Source organism: Bacteroidia bacterium (assembly GCA_037045145.1).
Taxonomy (GTDB): domain Bacteria; phylum Bacteroidota; class Bacteroidia; order AKYH767-A; family OLB10; genus OLB10.
Map to the genome: position 1 here is coordinate 786,426 of JBAOIA010000012.1, position 19,236 is coordinate 805,661.

General features: G+C 38.1%; 14 protein-coding genes. 3 read left to right on the plus strand and 11 right to left on the minus strand.

The features are described from left to right. Positions 1–14: 14 nt before the first annotated feature. The gene (locus V9G42_12800; protein ID MEI2760300.1) at positions 15–1,562 is read right to left on the minus strand and encodes a hypothetical protein; all 1,548 of its coding nucleotides are present in this window, start codon (positions 1,560–1,562) and stop codon (positions 15–17) included. Between the two features lie 94 nt (positions 1,563–1,656). Between V9G42_12800 and wecB the strand changes: the two genes are divergently transcribed. Next, positions 1,657–2,802, plus strand: coding sequence for a UDP-N-acetylglucosamine 2-epimerase (non-hydrolyzing) (gene wecB / locus V9G42_12805; protein MEI2760301.1), 1,146 nt, complete (start codon positions 1,657–1,659; stop codon positions 2,800–2,802). Between the two features lie 26 nt (positions 2,803–2,828). Continuing rightward, positions 2,829–3,533, plus strand: a complete 705-nt coding sequence (locus V9G42_12810) for a hypothetical protein (protein ID MEI2760302.1) — start codon at positions 2,829–2,831, stop codon at positions 3,531–3,533. Between the two features lies 1 nt (position 3,534). Here the strand turns inward: V9G42_12810 and V9G42_12815 are convergent, their stop codons facing one another. From V9G42_12815 to V9G42_12840, 6 genes are all read right to left on the minus strand, one after another. Continuing rightward, positions 3,535–6,132 (minus strand): YCF48-related protein, encoded by a 2,598-nt coding sequence (locus tag V9G42_12815; GenBank protein MEI2760303.1) that lies wholly within the window; start codon positions 6,130–6,132, stop codon positions 3,535–3,537. A 127-nt stretch (positions 6,133–6,259) separates the two neighbouring features. Then, positions 6,260–8,449 carry a polyribonucleotide nucleotidyltransferase gene (gene pnp / locus V9G42_12820; protein ID MEI2760304.1) on the minus strand — a complete coding sequence of 730 codons (2,190 nt, stop codon included), beginning with the start codon at positions 8,447–8,449 and terminating at the stop codon, positions 6,260–6,262. Positions 8,450–8,527: 78 nt separating this feature from the next. Continuing rightward, positions 8,528–8,797: a 30S ribosomal protein S15 gene (gene rpsO, locus V9G42_12825; protein ID MEI2760305.1), complete on the minus strand. Its 270-nt coding sequence runs from the start codon at positions 8,795–8,797 to the stop codon at positions 8,528–8,530. Positions 8,798–8,943: 146 nt separating this feature from the next. Beyond that, entirely contained in the window at positions 8,944–9,852 is a 909-nt protein-coding gene (locus tag V9G42_12830) for a DUF3078 domain-containing protein (protein MEI2760306.1), read from the minus strand. A gap of 87 nt (positions 9,853–9,939) precedes the next feature. Then, positions 9,940–10,368, minus strand: a complete 429-nt coding sequence (gene mscL, locus V9G42_12835; GenBank protein ID MEI2760307.1) for a large-conductance mechanosensitive channel protein MscL — start codon at positions 10,366–10,368, stop codon at positions 9,940–9,942. Positions 10,369–10,487: 119 nt separating this feature from the next. Further along, a complete protein-coding gene (locus V9G42_12840; protein MEI2760308.1) occupies positions 10,488–10,868 on the minus strand; it encodes a RidA family protein in 381 nt (126 codons plus the stop codon). Positions 10,869–10,977: 109 nt separating this feature from the next. Here V9G42_12840 and V9G42_12845 point away from each other — a divergent pair, with 109 nt between their 5' ends. After that, positions 10,978–12,699 (plus strand): metallophosphoesterase, encoded by a 1,722-nt coding sequence (locus V9G42_12845; GenBank protein ID MEI2760309.1) that lies wholly within the window; start codon positions 10,978–10,980, stop codon positions 12,697–12,699. 28 nt (positions 12,700–12,727) lie between these two features. Here V9G42_12845 and V9G42_12850 read toward each other — a convergent pair whose 3' ends face one another. The 4 genes from V9G42_12850 to hutI form a co-directional block, all read right to left on the minus strand. Then, complete coding sequence (locus V9G42_12850) at positions 12,728–14,977, minus strand: hypothetical protein (protein ID MEI2760310.1); 2,250 nt, start codon at positions 14,975–14,977, stop codon at positions 12,728–12,730. Positions 14,978–15,022: 45 nt separating this feature from the next. Further along, positions 15,023–16,705, minus strand: coding sequence for a glutamate formimidoyltransferase (gene ftcD / locus V9G42_12855; protein MEI2760311.1), 1,683 nt, complete (start codon positions 16,703–16,705; stop codon positions 15,023–15,025). Positions 16,706–16,874: 169 nt separating this feature from the next. After that, positions 16,875–17,948 (minus strand): formimidoylglutamase, encoded by a 1,074-nt coding sequence (locus V9G42_12860; GenBank protein MEI2760312.1) that lies wholly within the window; start codon positions 17,946–17,948, stop codon positions 16,875–16,877. 2 nt (positions 17,949–17,950) lie between these two features. Further along, positions 17,951–19,198: an imidazolonepropionase gene (gene hutI, locus V9G42_12865; GenBank protein ID MEI2760313.1), complete on the minus strand. Its 1,248-nt coding sequence runs from the start codon at positions 19,196–19,198 to the stop codon at positions 17,951–17,953. Positions 19,199–19,236 lie beyond the last annotated feature (38 nt).

Below are 19,236 nucleotides of genomic sequence, written 5' to 3' on the forward strand. Positions count from 1 at the left end.
TAAAAAATAACGGCTCATGGTTTTTGAGATTTGAGTTTTTTGTTCTCTTGTTCTAATTTGCTGATACGCTTCTCCAATGCAATTATATGAAGGTACATCTCTTCAATAGTTTGCTGTTGCTGTACCTGCAATGCGCCTATGTCTTGCCCTTCTGATGCCACGGTTGCAGCCGAAGCAAATCCCGGCAGGTGTTTATTGCTTTCAACAAATTGTTCTACATCAGATAGGCTCTTTAATTTGTAATCGTCAGCAAAAACATAATCAGGCCAGGATTGTGCAGGATTAACAATGCGCATTTCGCGCACACCGGCTGCACCTTCTACAATCAGTTTATAGTTGCTGATGGCATTTAAATCTTGCTGGCTGATGCCAATACCCATTTTGCCATTTACCAGCAGGTTGTTGTTTGCTGTCAGGTCGCCACTATTGGCTTTGCCTACAAAAACATCTTTGCCACAGTAATAGTTTATCAATAGTCGGTTGGAATTAGGGGCTGTATTGTTTCCCTGTGCCTCAATAATACTATTGAAACCATCAAAACCCATTTCCAAAATACTTAATGTTCCAAATGGGTTACTGTTATTGGTAATTACATCGTAAAGTTGAATGGTGCCTTTAAATTGATTTATCAATGGCGTGTTTAATGATGGATTGCAATTAGGGTTTACAGAAAGTAGGTTAACATCAGGGTCGGTACCAAAACTCAAAATATCAGGAATGCCTGTAGTAGCCGGCCTGAATGCAATTTTTGCATTGTTTTTAAATAATAATGACTGTTCAAGATTGATATTGTTTTTAAAGTTTGTAGTTCCGTTAGCTGCTATCCTCAACCTTTCCTTGCCATTTGTTTTAAACACCAGGTCTATACTATCGTTGGTGCCAATAAAATTATCAGCAGGGTTGCTGCTTGTGTTGCCAAACATAGTCCAGTCGTCACGCTCTGGTTGCTTCAATACAATGCTGTTAGATATTTTGCAGCCATTGGCATCAAGGATAGTAAAATAGTTTTCTCCTGCACAAAGGTTTGTTGGTGCTAAACCTGTTTGGTTGCCGGGATACCATGTACAATTGTAGGGTTGCACACCACCTGCTACAACTACCGGTGCCATACCATTACAAGCGCCAAAGCTGCTTATGTTGTAATCGTTACCATAAATAAAGGGTTCCGGTTTTTCTGCTTGCAAAGGCTCGGGTTGCGTAAGGGTAATAAATGCTTCAACGGTCTGACTGCTGCTGTCTGTCACGCGAACAAAATAATAGCCTGCTGCCAGATTGTTGAGTGTGGCAACGCTGTCGCCATTGCTCCATTCAAAACGGTAGGGTGGTGTGCCACCTGTGGCACTAACACTTAATGTTCCGTTTTGCTGGCCAAAACATGCAATGTGGTAGCCATTGAAATTAGATGCATTGAGTGCAGCCTGCATTTGTGCATTAGAAAATGTGTTAACAAAAACAGAGAGTGCAATTACAAAAGTAACTGCTGCTGCGGAGGGGGGGGGGGGGGGGTAAAAGACTTTTTCATTGGTAGAGGATTTTAAAATTCGATTGTAAATATACTGCATGTTTTTTAAAATGCAACTATTTTTTTATTGTGATAAACCCATCTTTAGTTTCAATGATGCTATTTGCTTTCTTTGTAGGGTTAAAAAAAACTTAGTGATTAAACTATTAACCATCATAGGCGCACGTCCGCAAATTATTAAAGCTGCAGCTATCAGCAGGGCTATTAAAAATGCTTTCAGCCATAAAATTAAAGAAGTGATTGTGCATACGGGGCAACACTACGATGAAAAAATGTCTGCTGTATTTTTCAACGAGCTTCAAATTCCGGCAGAAGATTACAACCTGAAAACAGGCTCCGGTAGTCATGCCATGCAGACAGCAGAAATCATGCGCCTGCTCGAGCCTGTATTATTAAAAGAAAAACCTCAGGCCGTGTTGGTTTATGGAGATACCAACTCAACACTTGCCGGTGCTTTAGCTGCCAGTAAACTTCATATCCCCTTAGTACATGTTGAGGCTGGTATGCGATCATTCAATAAACTGATGCCTGAAGAGATTAACCGTATCTGTTGCGATCATGTTTCTACACTGTTGTTTTCGCCAACACAAACCGGAGTTAGAAATTTAGCCCACGAAGGTTTTTCTGAAAAAACGGCACCTCCCTACTCTATCAACAATCCGAAAATATTTGCCTGTGGTGATGTGATGTATGACAACTCCCTCTATTTTTCCACTGAAGCTAAAGTCAAATCAAAAATTCTTGAGTCTTTAAGCATTTCATCCGGGCAATTTATTTTATGTACCATACACCGCGACAACAATACCGATGTTGCCGAAAACCTGCAAGCTATTTTTAAAGCATTAAACAATATTTCACTATCAGCAAATCAACCCATTGTCATACCCCTACATCCGCGAACGGCAAAAGCAATTGCACAGAACCATGAAGATGTATTGTGGCAAGACATTGCTAAGAACAGATTGATAAAAATTATTGAGCCGGTTTCTTTTATGGATATGATTCGTCTTGAAAGTGAATGCAGCTTAATCATTACCGACTCAGGCGGAGTTCAAAAGGAATCCTACTTTTTTAAAAAACCTTGTATCATATTAAGAAATGAAACCGAATGGGTTGAATTGGTTGAAGCCGGTACAGCTATTATTGCCGGTGCAGATTCTGAAAAAATTGCAGCTGCTTATCATACACTAAAAACAGCATCATTACATTTCCCTGCAATTTTCGGTGATGGCAAAGCTGCTGAATTTATTTGTAATGAAGTTTTAGCAGCCTTTAATTAGCTACATTTACAGAAACATTTTTTTCTGTGAAACATATTCTCTCCAAGTCAAGTTATATACGCAGCCTGCAATGTCTAAAGTCTTTATATTTTTATAAGTTTAACTACAAAGACCGCGACCCGATTAGTCCGGAGCAACAAAAAAAATTTGATCACGGACATCAATATGGAAAAATTGCACACAAGCTTTTTCCGGGCGGTATTGATGTATCGCCAGCAACTCCATTTGAGTATGCCTCATCAGCAAAACAAACACATTCATTATTATTAAAACAACAACCTGTAATTTACGAAGCGGCTTTTATTGCCAATGAAGTTGTAGTCGCATTGGATATTTTAGTACGCAAAGGTGGCTTGCTTCATGCATTTGAAGTAAAAAGTTCAACGGCTATCAATCAAACCATTTTAAATGATGCAGCATTACAATACTACATCATTACCGAAGCAGGATTTGAATTGGAAGACTTCAGCATCATTCACCTAAAACCAGATTATAAAGACTTGCCGGATGATGATGTTAAAGCATTATTTGTCTCACAAAGTGTTAAGGAGTGGTGCATAGAGCAACTCAAATTTGTTAAAGAACATATTTTAATTGCCAAAGAAGTAATCCAAAGTAAAAAAATGCCCCATAAAGAACAGGGCGAACATTGCAATTCGCCCTACCCTTGTGATTTTAAAAATATCTGCAATAAGAGCAACTCCTTTGACTCGGGGAGTTTGTTTGGATAAATTAATGCATTACTGTAAATCGAGCAGTGCTTGAATTCTTTTTATCTGCCAATTTTAATACATAAACACCATTATCAAATTCTCTAACATCTATATGTATCTTATTGCCATTAGCCTGTATCACTTTCACCATTCTTCCTTTTAAATCAAACACTGTCAATGTTGCTTTTTCTAACGGTAACGGCATTTGCACTGTTACAACATCAGAAACCGGATTTGGCGAAACAGAAACTATTAATTGACTGTTAAGCTCCTTCACTCCAACAAAAGGCGAAGGCCCAAGGTTTAGCCATTCATTGGCAGCAGTTGTTGTTATTCCATCATAGCCCCCCACAACTGCCATGTACAGACTGTCATTATTAACTATTCCTGTAAAATTACTTACATTGCTGCAAGCAGTGGGTTTTGGTGGTCCAATAAGCCATTCACTATTATTTAAATCGTAAGCCCACACATCATCTCGCACTTCTACTCCGCCACCTGTTGGATCGCCACCTGTAAATAAAATATAAGGTAATGAATTTTTAAATATACTGCCTCCTGCAAATCGAGTCATGGTGCCACCGGGATATGGAGCTATTGCCTGCCATGAAATAATAGAAGGATTTGCAGGATCTATTTGACCAAGCCATGTTTCATCAATGGCTCCCTGCAAAATCTGGCTATAACCGCATGTAACTATAATATTATTATTATAAATGCCGCCTCTTAATCCTGATGCAGCAGTTCCCGGCTTAGGTGTTCCTGTGGTCCAGCTATCTGTAAGAGGGTTATAAATCTGTACTACATTAACATCTGCAGTACCGTCATAACCGCCAACAAAATAAATCAATGAGTCATTGTAAACATCTGCTGCATAATCACCCACAGGTTGTGGCATGGCTGTTCCTGATGTCCAACTGTTAGTTTGCGGATTATAAATATAATTTGTTGCTGATGGAACAAATCCACCTGTATATCCTCCAATGGCATACATTTTATGTTGTACACTTTGCATTGAGAACTGATACATGCCTAATGGCATATCTGTTGCTGCTGACCAACTATTGACAACTGCATCAAAACGCTCGTTCTTGGGTTGAATTATACTAAGATCGCTTCCACCGGCTGAAAACAAATAGCCCGAATCAACAGGAGCATTAACCGATGGAACAAAAGCTGATGCTGTACCAAATGTTGCAAAAGTTGCCTGTGCTTTATTTGCCCATCCATAATTTGGCAGCTCATTATATGCAGTTGCAGATTTAATTAATGTATCGTTTGACAAGTCGCTGTCTGATGCTAACTGCGAATAAACTGTAATAGTATAGCTTCCGGTTGCACCCGGTGTCCATGGGTCGAAACTTACCTGCTGTGTCTGATTAAATGCTAAACTACTAACGGTTTTGGTTGACGAATATCCACCTGTAATATCCATAGTAACACTAAAGGTCTGTGTTGAAAGTCCATTATTCAGAAATGTAGCCTTTGGAATTTGAACACCTGTGCCCACTGAGGTGCGCACATCAATACTTTTAACTGCTGCATCATTTGCAGCAATAGTCATTGGACCTGTCCACTTATAAATAGGTGAGTTAAGTTCGCCACCTCCACTCCAGCCTGTGGTGGCATTTACGAAGTCGCAGTCGGAATGTATTAAATTATCCATCAGTCGCCAGTTGACACCATTATCAATACTGAAAGCCGACCCATAAATAGTATAGGGCGAAGTGATAACAAAAGTAGAATCAGTTCCCGGAACATATCGAACCGATTGTTTCATGGTAAACCCAGCTGCAGTTGTAGGTAACAGATTCCATGTTGCGCCACCATCGTTAGTTACAATTAAATCTGTAGATGTAGTGGCATTGTCAGCCTCACAGGCAACGCCAAAGTTGGCATCACGGAAAGTGATGGCTCCGATAAAACCTGCATAAGGCGTGCTGCTAACAGTCCAGTTCATTCCTCTGTCTGTTGATTTATAAATGCGTCCCTTATTGGTACCGAAATAAGCTGTGCTATCGCCATAATTGGTATAAACATCTGTAATACCATATTCACCGGTTAGGTTTGCGGCAATGTTTGTCTGAGGCACACGAGTCCAGTTGTTGCCACCATCTGCTGTGGTGTAAATTTCAAAATATCCACCATTAGGGTCGCCCATACAAAAGCCCTCATTTGCATCAAAGAAATGCACAACATTAGGAAAGCCATTGGGTGCTGCAAAGGTGGCAGTAGTTTGTTTTGTCCAGTTTTGTCCACCATCGTTGGTTCGCAAAATACTTCCTCCTCCACTGACATTAAACATAGCAACCCATGCAGTGTCGGCATTGAGTGCCATAATACACGATGGGCCGTGATTGGCAGCATTGGTAATTGTGCCTGCTGTCCAAGTCAGACCACCGTTGGTTGTCCGTGTAAATTCCTGAACAGGATTTTGCTGCGAAGTGCGATCAGAAGCTAATCCCCATACCACATTGGTATCAACTGCATCAATAAATTGCACGTAGTTGTTTGGGTTGATGTTTGAGGGTTGTGCTATCCATTGCTGAGCGTATAACTGATTGTTAATGGTCAGGCAAAGCGAAACCCATGCAAAAAAGAATAAAGACTTTTTCATAATTTTTTGATTTTAGTGGTTCAAACCGATTTGATTTATCAAACAAATATAAAAAAACCTTTAAAAGGGCAATAAAGCGTTTTAAATATAGGACAAAAAAAAACCGGCCTTACGACCGGTTTAATTCTTATGAGTTTTGATTCTCTCTTGGCATTCTTCGCTCACGAGGTTTACCGTCACCGGCATCACCTGGTTGACGTTCCGGCTTTGGCAACAACACTTTACGCGATAATTTCAGCTTACCGCTCTTTTCTTCTACACCAATCAATTTCACTTCAACCAAATCGCCTTCTTTAAAAACGCCATCCATAGTTGCTAAACGTTCATGAGTAATTTCGGAAATATGCAACAAGCCATCTTTACCCGGCATAATTTCAACAAAAGCTCCAAAGGTTGTAATGTTCTTGACTTTCCCTTTATATACGGTTCCAACTTCAGGCACTGCAACAATAGCTTTTACGCGCTCCAATGCTTTATCCATACTCTCCTTACCTACTGCAGCAATCTGCACATAGCCTTTGTTATTCTTTTCTTCAATGGTAATGGTGGCACCGCTTTCACGTTGAATCTCTTGAATAATTTTTCCTCCGGGTCCTATGACAGCACCTATCTGATCTGTTTCAATTGTAAACTCAATAATACGTGGTGCATTTGGTTTGTAATCAGCACGAGGTTCAGTAATGGTTTTTTCCATTTCGCTGATGATATGCAATCGTCCCTGACGTGCTTGCTCTAATGCCTGCGCCATCACCTCATAAGGCAATCCCTCAACCTTTAAGTCCATCTGTGTAGCGGTAATACCATTACGTGTTCCGGCAACTTTAAAGTCCATATCGCCTAAGTGGTCTTCATCACCAAGTATATCACTTAATATTGCATAACGTCCCTTTCCATCACTAATCAATCCCATTGCAATTCCTGCCACAGTTGATTTCATTTTAATTCCTGCATCCATCAATGCCATACTTCCTGCACAAACTGTTGCCATAGAACTTGATCCATTCGATTCAAGAATATCAGAAACTACTCTGATGGTATATGGATTTTCTGTTTCCGGTGGAAGTGCTTTTGTTAATGCTCGCAATGCAAGGTTTCCATGACCAACTTCTCTGCGTCCTGTTCCACGCATAGGTTTTGCCTCGCCTGTTGAGAACGGAGGAAAGTTATAATGCAATAAAAACTTTTTAGTTCCTTCAATCATGGCTCCATCAATAATCTGCTCTTCCATTTTACCTCCTAGGGTAACCGTTGTGAGCGATTGTGTTTCACCACGTGTAAAAACGGCTGAACCATGTGCAGTTGGCAGATAGTTTGTTTCACTCCAGATTGGACGAACATCAGTTAAGCCTCTTCCATCAAGACGTTTTTTCTCTGCCAATAAAGCTTCACGAACAGCATCATACTCCACTTCATGATAGTAGTGATTAATGAAAGCTGCTTTTGTTTCCAACTCTTCCTCAGTAAATCGTGTTTTAAACTCCTCTACTATTGCTTCAAATGATTTTTTTCTTTCGTTCTTGTTTGGATTACCTTGTAAGGCTACCTGATAAACTTTTTGGTAAGTCTCATCACGAACCAATTTTCTCAAATCTTCGTCATGCACTTCATGATTGTATTCACGCTTGGTTTTTCCACCAATTTTTTCAAGCAAATCCAATTGTGCTTTACACTGAAGTTTAATTGCTTCATGCGCTGCTTTTATAGCTTCAAGCATGGTGGCCTCGCTCACTTCACTCATTTCACCTTCTACCATCACAATATTTTCCATTGATCCGGCAACAATTAAATCAAGTGTGGCACGGGCAATATCTGTAATATAGGGGTTGATAACCATTGCACCATCAATTTGTGCAACACGAACTTCAGAAATAGGTCCGTTAAAAGGAATATCACTTATGGTTAATGCTGCTGACGCTGCAAGGGCTGCAAGAGCATCAGGATAAATATTGCTATCACCTGAGTGTAGTGTTACCAACACCTGTGTGTCGGCATGAAAATTTTCAGGAAACATTGGGCGCAGTGCACGGTCAATGAGTCTGCTGATAAGAATTTCATATTCTGATGGTCGTGCTTCACGCTTAAAAAAACCTCCCGGAAAGCGACCTACTCCGGCATACTTTTCCTGATAGTCAACTGTTAAGGGCATAAAGTCAACGCCTGGCATTGCATCTTGCTTTGCACATGCTGTTGCCAAAAGCATACAGTCGCCCATTCGTACAACAACCGAGCCATCAGCTTGCTTAGCCAGTTTGCCGGTTTCAATAGAAATCTCTCTACCATCGGGTAAAGTAAATGTGTGTTTAACTCCTAAATTCATTTTATCGTCTTATTTAAAAACAAAAAGGCAATTGTTTACCATTGCCTTTTTGAAATTTTATTGTATTCAATTTAAATTTTACTTCCTTAAACCGAGGTCAGCTACAATTTTACGGTAACGGGTAATATCAGTTTTGTGAAGATAGTTCAGTAAACTTCTTCTTTTTCCAACAAGCTTTATTAGCGATTGCTGTGTAGCATAATCTTTTGGCTGAATTTTAAGATGGTCAGTCAGGTGATTGATGCGCTCAGAAAACATGGCAATTTGTGCTTCAGAATTACCGGTATTTTTATCGTTTCCGCCAAACTGCTTAAACAGTTCTTTTTTCCTTTCAGATGTAACTATCATTGGTATAGACTATGATTTTATAAAATAAGTGCGCAAAGATATGTTTTTATTTGATTATAATATTTTATTTCCTAAAAAAAATAAAGCCCTATGGTTTGATAGGGCCTCATTTTAATAATTATATTGAAAATCAAACAGATGGCTACTTAAAATTTATAAGAAAGACCTATTCCGAAAACTTCTTTGAACTGCAGGCGTGGACCGGTTTTGGCTTCTTTTACTCCGCTTGTTTCCTTGATTACAGTTACAGGAATGATATCATCATAAATCATTTGTGTTCCAATGTTGGCGGTGATAAATTTATTTACCTTCATGGCAATCAGAATTTCATGATTTACAGCAATATTTTGTGGATTATCAAGATAGTTACTGAACAACTCAAGTTTGGTTTGGAAATTCACATTTGTAAATACATCTTTCTTATACATGGCACGCAAGTAAGCTCCTAATTGCGTCAATGATTTTTTACCCGGGTCAACACCAAAAGCACCTGCCTGAGACAGCATATCGTCATTTACAATAATTGTTCGCCCTGTTAATGGAGATAAATATAAGCTAAATGCATCATCAGGTTTGTAATCAATACCGATTGAATAAAGTAAATATCCGGGTGCTAAAAATTTAGAGATTGGATATTTTAGCAAAGTATCGTTTTTATAATCGTAGCCATTTGCAAACTGACTTTTGAAGTTAAACAAAAACGTATAGTAAAACTTGCTGTTTGCAGAAACCTTATAGCCTACTTTAGAATTAAGATCTATTTTATCCTCGTTTTTACGCACTTTGGCATCACCGGATTTTAGTAATCCATAAGCTAAATCCAGTTGATTGTCCCAAGAGAGACGGTCTTTTGCATAGTTGGCAAACAGTGACAGAAATGCGGCTCCTGACATTGAGTTTTCTCCACCCGCAGCCCAATTACTTAAAGCCACCTGATTGAAGTTAATTGACCCCATGCCACCTTTTTTCCATGATGTATCAACAGGTGCAGAAGATTGAGCCATGGTGCTGCCGGCAATTGCAACAGCAATAACAATTGTAGTAATTCTTTTCATTGTAATTATTTAATTTTTAAAATTTTAAAGTCTTTATATAAAGCAAAGGAGGGATTGCTCTCAACCCCTCCCCCCTATTTACAAATTTTATTTTTTCAGTAAATCGCGAATTTCACCAAGCAATTCCTGATCTTTTGTAGGTCCTGCCGGTGCAGGTGCCGGCTCTTCTTTTTTAAGATTATTCATTGCTTTGATAACTAAAAACATGACAAAAGCGATGATTAAAAAGTTTAAACACACCGTAATAAATTCACCGTATTTGATGAACACTTCAGGTACTGCTTTAGTAGTTACCGTTCCGGCTGCATCCAAAACTTCTTTGCTGCCATCCTGTATCTTATATTTAAGCTCACTGAAGTCGGCACCACCAACCAGTTTACCTACAATAGGCATCACAATGCCGTCAACGAATGATGTGGTTACTTTACCAAATGCACCGCCAACCACAACACCAATAGCAAAATCAACAAGATTGCCGCGCATGGCGAAATCTTTAAACTCTTTTAGAAATCCCATAATTTTTAGTTTTTAAATGTTAGTCAGAAAAATTTCACCGCAAATGTATCATTCTATTCATTTAATGATTCATCACACACTTCAAATAATCTAAAACTTTCACGAAATTTTTAGATTTTTCAGGCAACTTCTGCTGTTACAGATATTTCAACATCAACGCCTTTTGGCAGACCGGCAACAGCAACCGTTTCGCGAGCAGGAAAATTGTCTTTGAAGTAACTGCTGTAAACCTTATTCACTTCATCAAAATGCGACATAGCGGTAAGGAAGATTGTTGTTTTTACAATATTGGAAAAATCTAGTCCCGCTGCATGAAGAATAGCTTCAATATTTTGCATAACGCGTATTGTCTGAGCAGAAATAGATGAAGTAATTAACTGTCCGTTTGCAGGATCAAGTGCAATTTGTCCGGAAACAAAAAGTAAGTTACCACTCTGTACTGCCTGACTGTAAGGACCTATTGGTGCAGGTGCCTGGGTTGTATTTATAATTTTCATGATGCGAAAGTATGAAACAATGATAATTGAATTAAGTCAACTGATAAAAGTCAGACTTCTAATAATGTTCTTAACTAACTTTATGACCTTTTAAATTAAATCCAATATTGTTATGAATAGTATTCTGAAATCATTTATTATAATTATTCTTTTTTCTTTTCCTGTTCAAATTTTTGCATCAAATTGTAAGCCTCCTGAAAATATTACAATAACAGATGTTACATCTTCATTAGCACAAGTTTCCTGGAATACTGTTAACTCGGGTACATCATTTCAACTGAAAATAATTTCTGTCTCCGGAAAGACCAACACATTGATTTCTTCAATCAACAGTATTCAGCTAACTGAGCTGCAACCCATGACTACTTACATGATTTCAATCCAATCTATTTGTGACACCGACACAAGTAATGCAAGTAATATTGTTTCATTTACAACAAAACATGTAAATGTTAAAGATTCTATTGTGAGAGGTGCTTACTTGCAAATGCTTACAGAAAACAGTGTTGTAATAAGATGGAGAACTTTTGTTTCTGAGAACAGCAGAGTGCGCTTTGGTGAAACTATGCAATATGGGAATATTAAAGAAGATTCTGCAAAAGTTAATGAGCATACTGTTTTGTTATCAGGGCTGCAACCGGGCACTAAGTATTACTACACTATTGGCTCAACAGACAAAGATAAACAGGGCGATGAAGAGAATTATTTTATTACAGCACCAAAAAAAGGAACCATTCAACCGGTAAGAATTTGGTCTATTGGTGACTTTGGCAATGGCAGTCTTGCACAACGTGAAGTGCGCGATTCTTATTTAAGATACTCTAAAAATCATCCGGCAGATATATGGATTTGGCTTGGTGATAATGCCTACTCTTATGGTTATGATGCACAGTTTACTTACAAAGTTTTCAATCTTTATAAATCTATCTTTAAACATCTACCCGTATTTCCTTCAATCGGAAATCATGACTATGCCAAAAAAGGATACCTTGACAGTGCTTCACTAAGAACAAATTTCCCATACTTTAAAATTTTTGACTGTCCTGAAAATGGAGAATGTGGTGGTGTGGCAAGTAAATCTGAGAAGTATTATTCCTACAATTATTCAAACATTCACTTTATCGTTTTAGACAGCTATGGTGCTCGTTCAGATAAAGAAAGCGAAATGTATAAATGGCTTAGTGCAGATTTGAAAGCAAACAATGCACGATGGACTATCTGCTATTTTCATCATCCGCCATATAGTCGCGGAACACATAATTCTGATAAACCGGGTGAGTCAACAGATATACGTCAAAATATTATTCCATTGCTTGAAAAATACAAGGTTGATTTGGTAATGAGTGGTCATGCACATGATTATGAACGCACATTTTTACTTCATGGACATTATGGCAAACAAGCAACCTTAACACAAGATATGATAGTTGACAAGAGCGATGGAAATTCACCATACTATCTAAAATCTGCTCTTGATTATAAAGGAACCGTTTATGTTGTGAATGGTGTGGGTGGACAAGGAGGTGTTGTAAAAACGCAGGGTGACTGGCCTCATAAGGCAATGTATTCTTATTCTAAAATTCATCATGGGTCAATGATTATTGATGTTAATAAAGATACATTATCTGCAATATTCCTGACTTCAAGCGATACCATTTTTGATCGGTTTAAAATTGTAAAATCTGATAAAATCAAAAAGAGAAATAACAGTAAAGAAGGAATGAATCAAAATCAAATTAAACAATTTGACAAAACTGATTTGGGATTTATTCCATTCAGGAAAGACCAGGTTTTTTATACACTTGAAAAATACAGCTACTATGAATTTGATTGATACAGGAACTTTATCAGAATACCTGAAACTACCAGGACTTTTTATCTGTTAACAGATTACAAAAAGCTTCAATACTGAATTTATTCAGCTCGTTATTCCCTTCCTGAATGACGTAAAGTTTTTCTTTTTGAGTAAGATGCCAACTCAATGATATACGTTCTTCTTTTTGGTTCATCTGCAAATCAACAAACCGAATCTGACGACCATACAAAGTTTTTAAATATTCTGAAAAGCTATCATTTACATAATCCTGCATTACAATAAAATTGCTGCTCAGGTTTTTAAAAGGGGACATTACTTTTTCCCATAATGAGCGTATTGTTCTCATCTTACTTTGTTCATACTTATTATTATCGCGAATCTGAACAAATACAACACCTGACGTATTTTCCATTATCCACTGTCTGAAAGCAATGAGATAGCGAACAGAAGTCTGCACACCATAGTTATCACGAACGCCTGCATCCATAACCTGAAAGGTTGGTTCTGATGGCATCTGTGCAACAGGCATAATGTATGGGAATGTTGCATTCATTCTCAATGCAGAAAGATAACGCAGATTACCTGCACCTTGGTTTTCAAAAAATGACATCAGGTCAACTCCATCAGGAATAGCTTCTTTAAAATTACTGTTGTTTTTACTTTTTAGAAGATAGGTTGATGGCAGAGGAGAAATAACCATGAAACGACCATCATTCACCACTGTGGGGCAAATGACCAATCTCGGTATTTCGGATTTTAACTCAGGTAAATAATACTCATTTAACTGCTTATCGAGTATATGTCCGGTATTTTCATTCAATTGTTCTTCAAATGCATATGCACGGTCTTTAAGATAGGTCTTGCCTTGGTAACTGAACTGCTGAAAATTGAGGAACAAATCGCTGATGATAAAACTAAATGCCGTAGCATTCAATACATCTTTTGAAATATTTTTCAGGTAAGCATCTTTATTTTCAAATATTTTCTGTGACCCTTTATTGCGCAAATACAATTCACGGTAATAAGAAGCGCCTATCAATCCACCTGATGATCCGCTGATAAATTGAGTGTACTTTAGTAACTGCCCATTGAGTGCACTATCCAACTCAAGCATAGCATTAAAGGTGAACAAAGCAGAACGGACGCCACCACCGCTGACATTGAGTACAACAAGCTTTGGTTTTTCTACTCCTGCATCATTCCACTTCTTTTTCCAATTATTAAGACTCACCAAGCCTGTTTCGTAATCTTTCTGTAAGCGGTAATGACTGAGCATTTCCTCCATTTTCTGAATGGAATATTCCGGTTGTGCTCCATCATAATTAAGTCCGTAGGCTTTGTTCTTGAAATTAAAAACTTCAAGACCGGATAAAAAATTTATCAGAATAAATAAGCCAACCAGTGCAGTATAAGCCCATCCGCGAAGCCAGTAACGAAAAACACCACCAATCATGATAATCATGGTGAAAAGCAGCAATATGCTTCCTCCTGCAGGAATTCTAAACACACTGTAGTCACGAAACAATCCTAGTAAAATAAACAGAAGGAAAATAATCATTTCAAGCACTGCAGCATTAATGTGGTTTTGCCTGAACACGGATGCAAGCATGAACGATTTGTAGTGTGATGTGCTTCGTACTAAACGGAGTTTAAACGGGAAGGTTAAGTAGGTTTCAACTTTCCATCCGCGTCTGCGCTGGCGTTTAAGTTTATTATCACGGATTGGTGAAACGAATTTCACGTTATCATGATCGCCATCATGAGTGGCAACACCAAAAAGTTTATAAATATCTTTATTGGTATGTTGAAAATATTTTAATGTTGAGAAAATAACAAAAGCAATTCCCAGCAAGAGAGCCAAAACCTGGAGTGTGACAATACCGATTGGAAGTAACTGATTCTTCAACTGAAAATAATAGATGCCACCGATATAGGTGAAAATAAAAAGTACAGGAAGCACAGCATTGTTGTAGCAGTATTTCTCAAACGTTTTATATAAACATGCAAGAAATGGAAATCTGAAACTATTGAGCATATAACTGGAAATATTATATGCCATAATAAAAACACCAAGGCAAATTCCGATAATAAAAAAAGCAAGCCAACTCACTTTTCCCATGTATTCGGGGTCGAGAAAAAGATAAGGAATACCAAAGCGGTTACCAAAGTTTTGTGTTACACAAGCAAATAAAACCAGCCAATAGACTAACAACAGTTGGCTCTTCTTTACATGCATAATTACCAACTGAACAGGAAATGAAAACCAGAAAATCTTTAGTCTGTCTTTAATATTCATTACTGCATCTTCAACTATATTATACGTATCACATTAAATTTGGTTTTATAGGCCTGATATTTTACGGTTTACTTCTTCCAGAATATCTTTTTCATTCGTAATTGCCAGGTTTTCCATTTCCGCAGCTTGTTTTAAAATTGTTTCAACGAAAGTTTTATCGGTGTATGCTGCAGCATTGATACGTACATTAAGTCCTGCTCCTAAAACAGCTGTTCTTGCACACATTGCCCCTACTCCTGCATCTGAAACAGAATTTGGATTACCATTTTTTGCCATAGCCTGAATAAGCTCCATTGACTGTAGTGAAATTTTCATTACTGACAGTGGTACTTCAATGGCATAACGTGTGGCTTCAGCAATGGCTTGTTTTCTGTCTGCCTTCTCTTGATCTGAAGTTTTAGGCAACTTAAATGCATCCATTATTTTGTTAAATGCCACTGTATCTTCATCAACTAAGTGGACTAATTGCTTTTTAAGTTTTTGTCCTTTTTCCGCCCAGTCAGAAAATTCATTCCATCGTTCTTCCCATCCTTTTTTAGAAGCAGAAAGATTGGCTACCATGGTTGCAAGCGCAACTCCCAATGAGCCGCAATATGCCGCTATTGATCCTCCACCCGGAGCAGGAGATTCGCTGGCCGTTTCATCAACAAAAGCATTCAACCTCATATTTGCCAGTACAGGTTTGTTAACACTCTCCATCACATATTCAATAATTCTTTTCTCAGGAGTGAATGGTGACAATTCATCAAGCCCCATCGACTTAACAGCAATATGAATTAACTCATCATCAGAAACCCCCGATGACAAGCGTTGTTTGTTAAGAAAATACTTTCCTGCATCGAGCATGGCCTGCAATGGAACCAAGCCTACCAACTCACTGCCGGTAGCACGATATCCGCGCTCATACGCACTACGCGCACTTTCTTCAAAAACAATATGCAGTGGAGTTTCTCTAAACTTTGTAATATTTATAGAGACCTGTGCAATACCATATTCTTCTATATACCATCCTATTGCTTTAACACCTTTAAGCTTACCCGGTATTCTGATTTCATTACCCGCAGCATCCAATATTTTTTTTCCATTGCTATCAGTTTTCACACGCCCGGCTTCTCGAATATCGAAGGCTACAGAGTTTGCACGTTTAACGGATTTGGTGTTAAGATTTACATTATAGGCTATCAGAAAATCGCGAGCACCAATAACTGTGGCACCTGAATGTGGAGGCAGTTCATCTGGTCCGAAATCCGGTTTCCACTCCGGCTGTTTTATCTTCTTGAAGAAACCTTCATACTCTCCTGCTCTTATGACAGACAAATTATTTCTACTCTTGTTAGGTTGTGCTTCTTCATAGAGATACACAGGTATTTTAAGTTCCTTACCTACCCTCTCGGCCAATTTCTTTGACCATGCTGCTGTTTCTGCCATACTAATATTCGCCACAGGAATAAAAGGACAAACATCAGTTGCACCCATTCGTGGATGTTCGCCTTTATGCTTACTCATATCAATGAGTGTGGCTGCCATTGCAATACCTTTAAATGCTGCTTCTACTACTTGTGCCGGTTCGCCCACAAAAGTTACTACGGTTCTGTTGGTAGCCTTTCCCGGATCTACATTCAGCAATTTTATACCTTCAACAGATTCTATGCTATCGGTAATTTGTTTAATAATAGTCAAATCATTCCCTTCGCTGAAGTTGGGAACACATTCAATCAACTGCTTCATTTATTTTTGTTTTAATCTTTTTGAAAATTATGTATGATAAGAACATCAAAATTACTTTGAAAAAGAATGCACCGCTGAAGAATAAAAAAAGTTTTAAAGGTGCTACGTGCAAAAGATCCTCTTTATGAATTTAATGAACTTCAACAGTTTTTGACAATTAAACCTCGAATCAGCTCTTGCTGTTTTTAAAAGTAGTGCGAGCTTTAATATAGTCAGCAACTAAATAACCGATAAGTTTACCTGTTTTATTATCAGCCTTTATGTGTGAAAGCACAGGTGCTGCTTCGGCAATATGTAAATAACATGTATTCAGTTTCGAGGCTGCGCGCGTTATATACTGTCGGGCCTGAATGGTACTGATTCCACTTGAAGTTTTGGCACTTGAAGGAATATTTTGTATAGTATCCATGTCAATTTCTATACCGCAGTAGTTGTCTTTAACATATTCAATGGCTTTATCAACTGCTTCTGTAAATGAAATTTTTTCTCTGATAAAGATATCTTCAAAAAATGACAATGAAAAATTTTCTGGTCTCTCCATCATATATTGCAGCACATTACCTGCATTATAACTTTCATGCAAGCCAACCATTGCATATTTGTTCAAAAACTTTTGTTCAAAAGCATAACGAAATCCATTTCCACTGTGACGACCTTCCATTTCTCTAAAATCGGAGTGCGCATCACTATTGATACAGTTTATACTCTTTGTTTTTATAACCCCATTTAAATGAAGTCCTGTGGCAGCGGCTTTAATATTTGGAAATGCATTGTTATGGCCACCACCAATTATTATAGCTTCCTTGCCCGATTGAATAATTGCCTTTACAACTTCGAAAACTCTTTCATCAATCTGTTCAACAAATTCTCTTGCTTTACCGAGCCCTTTTTCTGTCTTAAAATTTATCCCATCGGCAGCAAGCATCAGATCATCAAAGTTGATGTGACCAAGAACCAAAATATTACTGCCATCGCCAAAACAATTGCTTTGCACATTCAACAAGCTGAACAATGCCGGCTTCCATGCACTGTATGCGCCTCCACGACCGCCATTAGCTCTGATTCCAATATCTTCTGGAAGACCTAATAAAACATATTCAGCATCTGACTGACTTAAAAGTTCAAGTAATGAAGCATCACTATTTTTGAGTACCTGTACATTCTCACCCACCTTGGTTTCATTCTTGCGGGTGCGTGTTTCCCAACTAATATCTTCTTTACTGTAAACTACAAGATGACTCATATTTACACAACTTTTTTGCCTTTTACATAAACCGCTTCTACCACATTTTCATTGAATGAGTAGGGTATGATATATGGCGATGTTATTTTCTTGGTTATAAAAAAATCTGCTCTTTTGCCAATAGAAATACTACCGGTAGTATGACTAATATTCATTGCATAGGCGGCATTGATAGTGGCAGCATTAAATGCTTCTTCAGGGTTTAATTTATACTGAACACAAAGAAGACTAATCATAAAATTCATGTCGCCTGAGGGTGAGCTTCCGGGGTTAAAATCCGTTGCTACGGCTAAAGGTAAGCCTGCATCAATCATCTTTCTGGCAGGAGGCAAGGGTAAACTCAAAAAGAATGCAGCACCGGGTAGCACAACGGGCATTGTTCCACTATTTTTAAGTGCAGCAATTTCTTCGTCTTCAACAAACTCCAGATGATCTACACTAATGGCATTACAGTTAACACCAGCCTGAACACCACCTGAACGGCTCATCTGATTGGCATGCACCTTGGGTATTAAACCAAACTTAGTACCTGCATTTAGTATAGCTTCTGTTTCCTGCTGTGTAAAATAATTTCTTTCGCAGAACACATCACAATAATCAGCTAACTTTTCAGCAGCAACTGCAGGTATCATATCATCAATAACATGTCTGACATAGCCTGCCTTATTGTTTTTGAATTTCTCCGGAACTGCATGAGCACCCAGAAAAGTAGATTTTATATTTAGAGGTAGGCTTTCTTTAATTCGCCTTATTACCCTAAGCATCTTTAGTTCGCTTTCAAGGCTCAAGCCATAGCCACTCTTTATCTCTATTGAAGTGGTTCCCTTTGCAATCATTAAATCTATTCGTTGCATTGCAGTTTGAAACAAATCTTCCTCTGATGCAACGGCAAGTTTCTTAGCAGAATTCAGAATACCTCCACCACGTTGTGCTATATCTTCATAAGACAACCCATTGATGCGGTCAACAAATTCCTCTTCGCGCGAGGCTGCATAAACAAGATGTGTATGTGAATCGCACCATCCCGGCATCACATATTTACCTTCTGCCTGAACCAATTCATAGGTACTGTATTTTTCTTTCACTGACTCCCATTCAGTCATGGTGCCATAGTTTTCTATAAGCCCATCTTTTATCGCCAGAAAAGCATCATGAAAGATTATAAAACTGCGTAAATCCTGCCCACGTTTAATAATTACATTAGTATCCAAAATTCCACAGAGGCCTTTAATATTAAGTATTACAATCACAATTTTAGAATTTGATTTTGTTTGAGATAAAACTATGA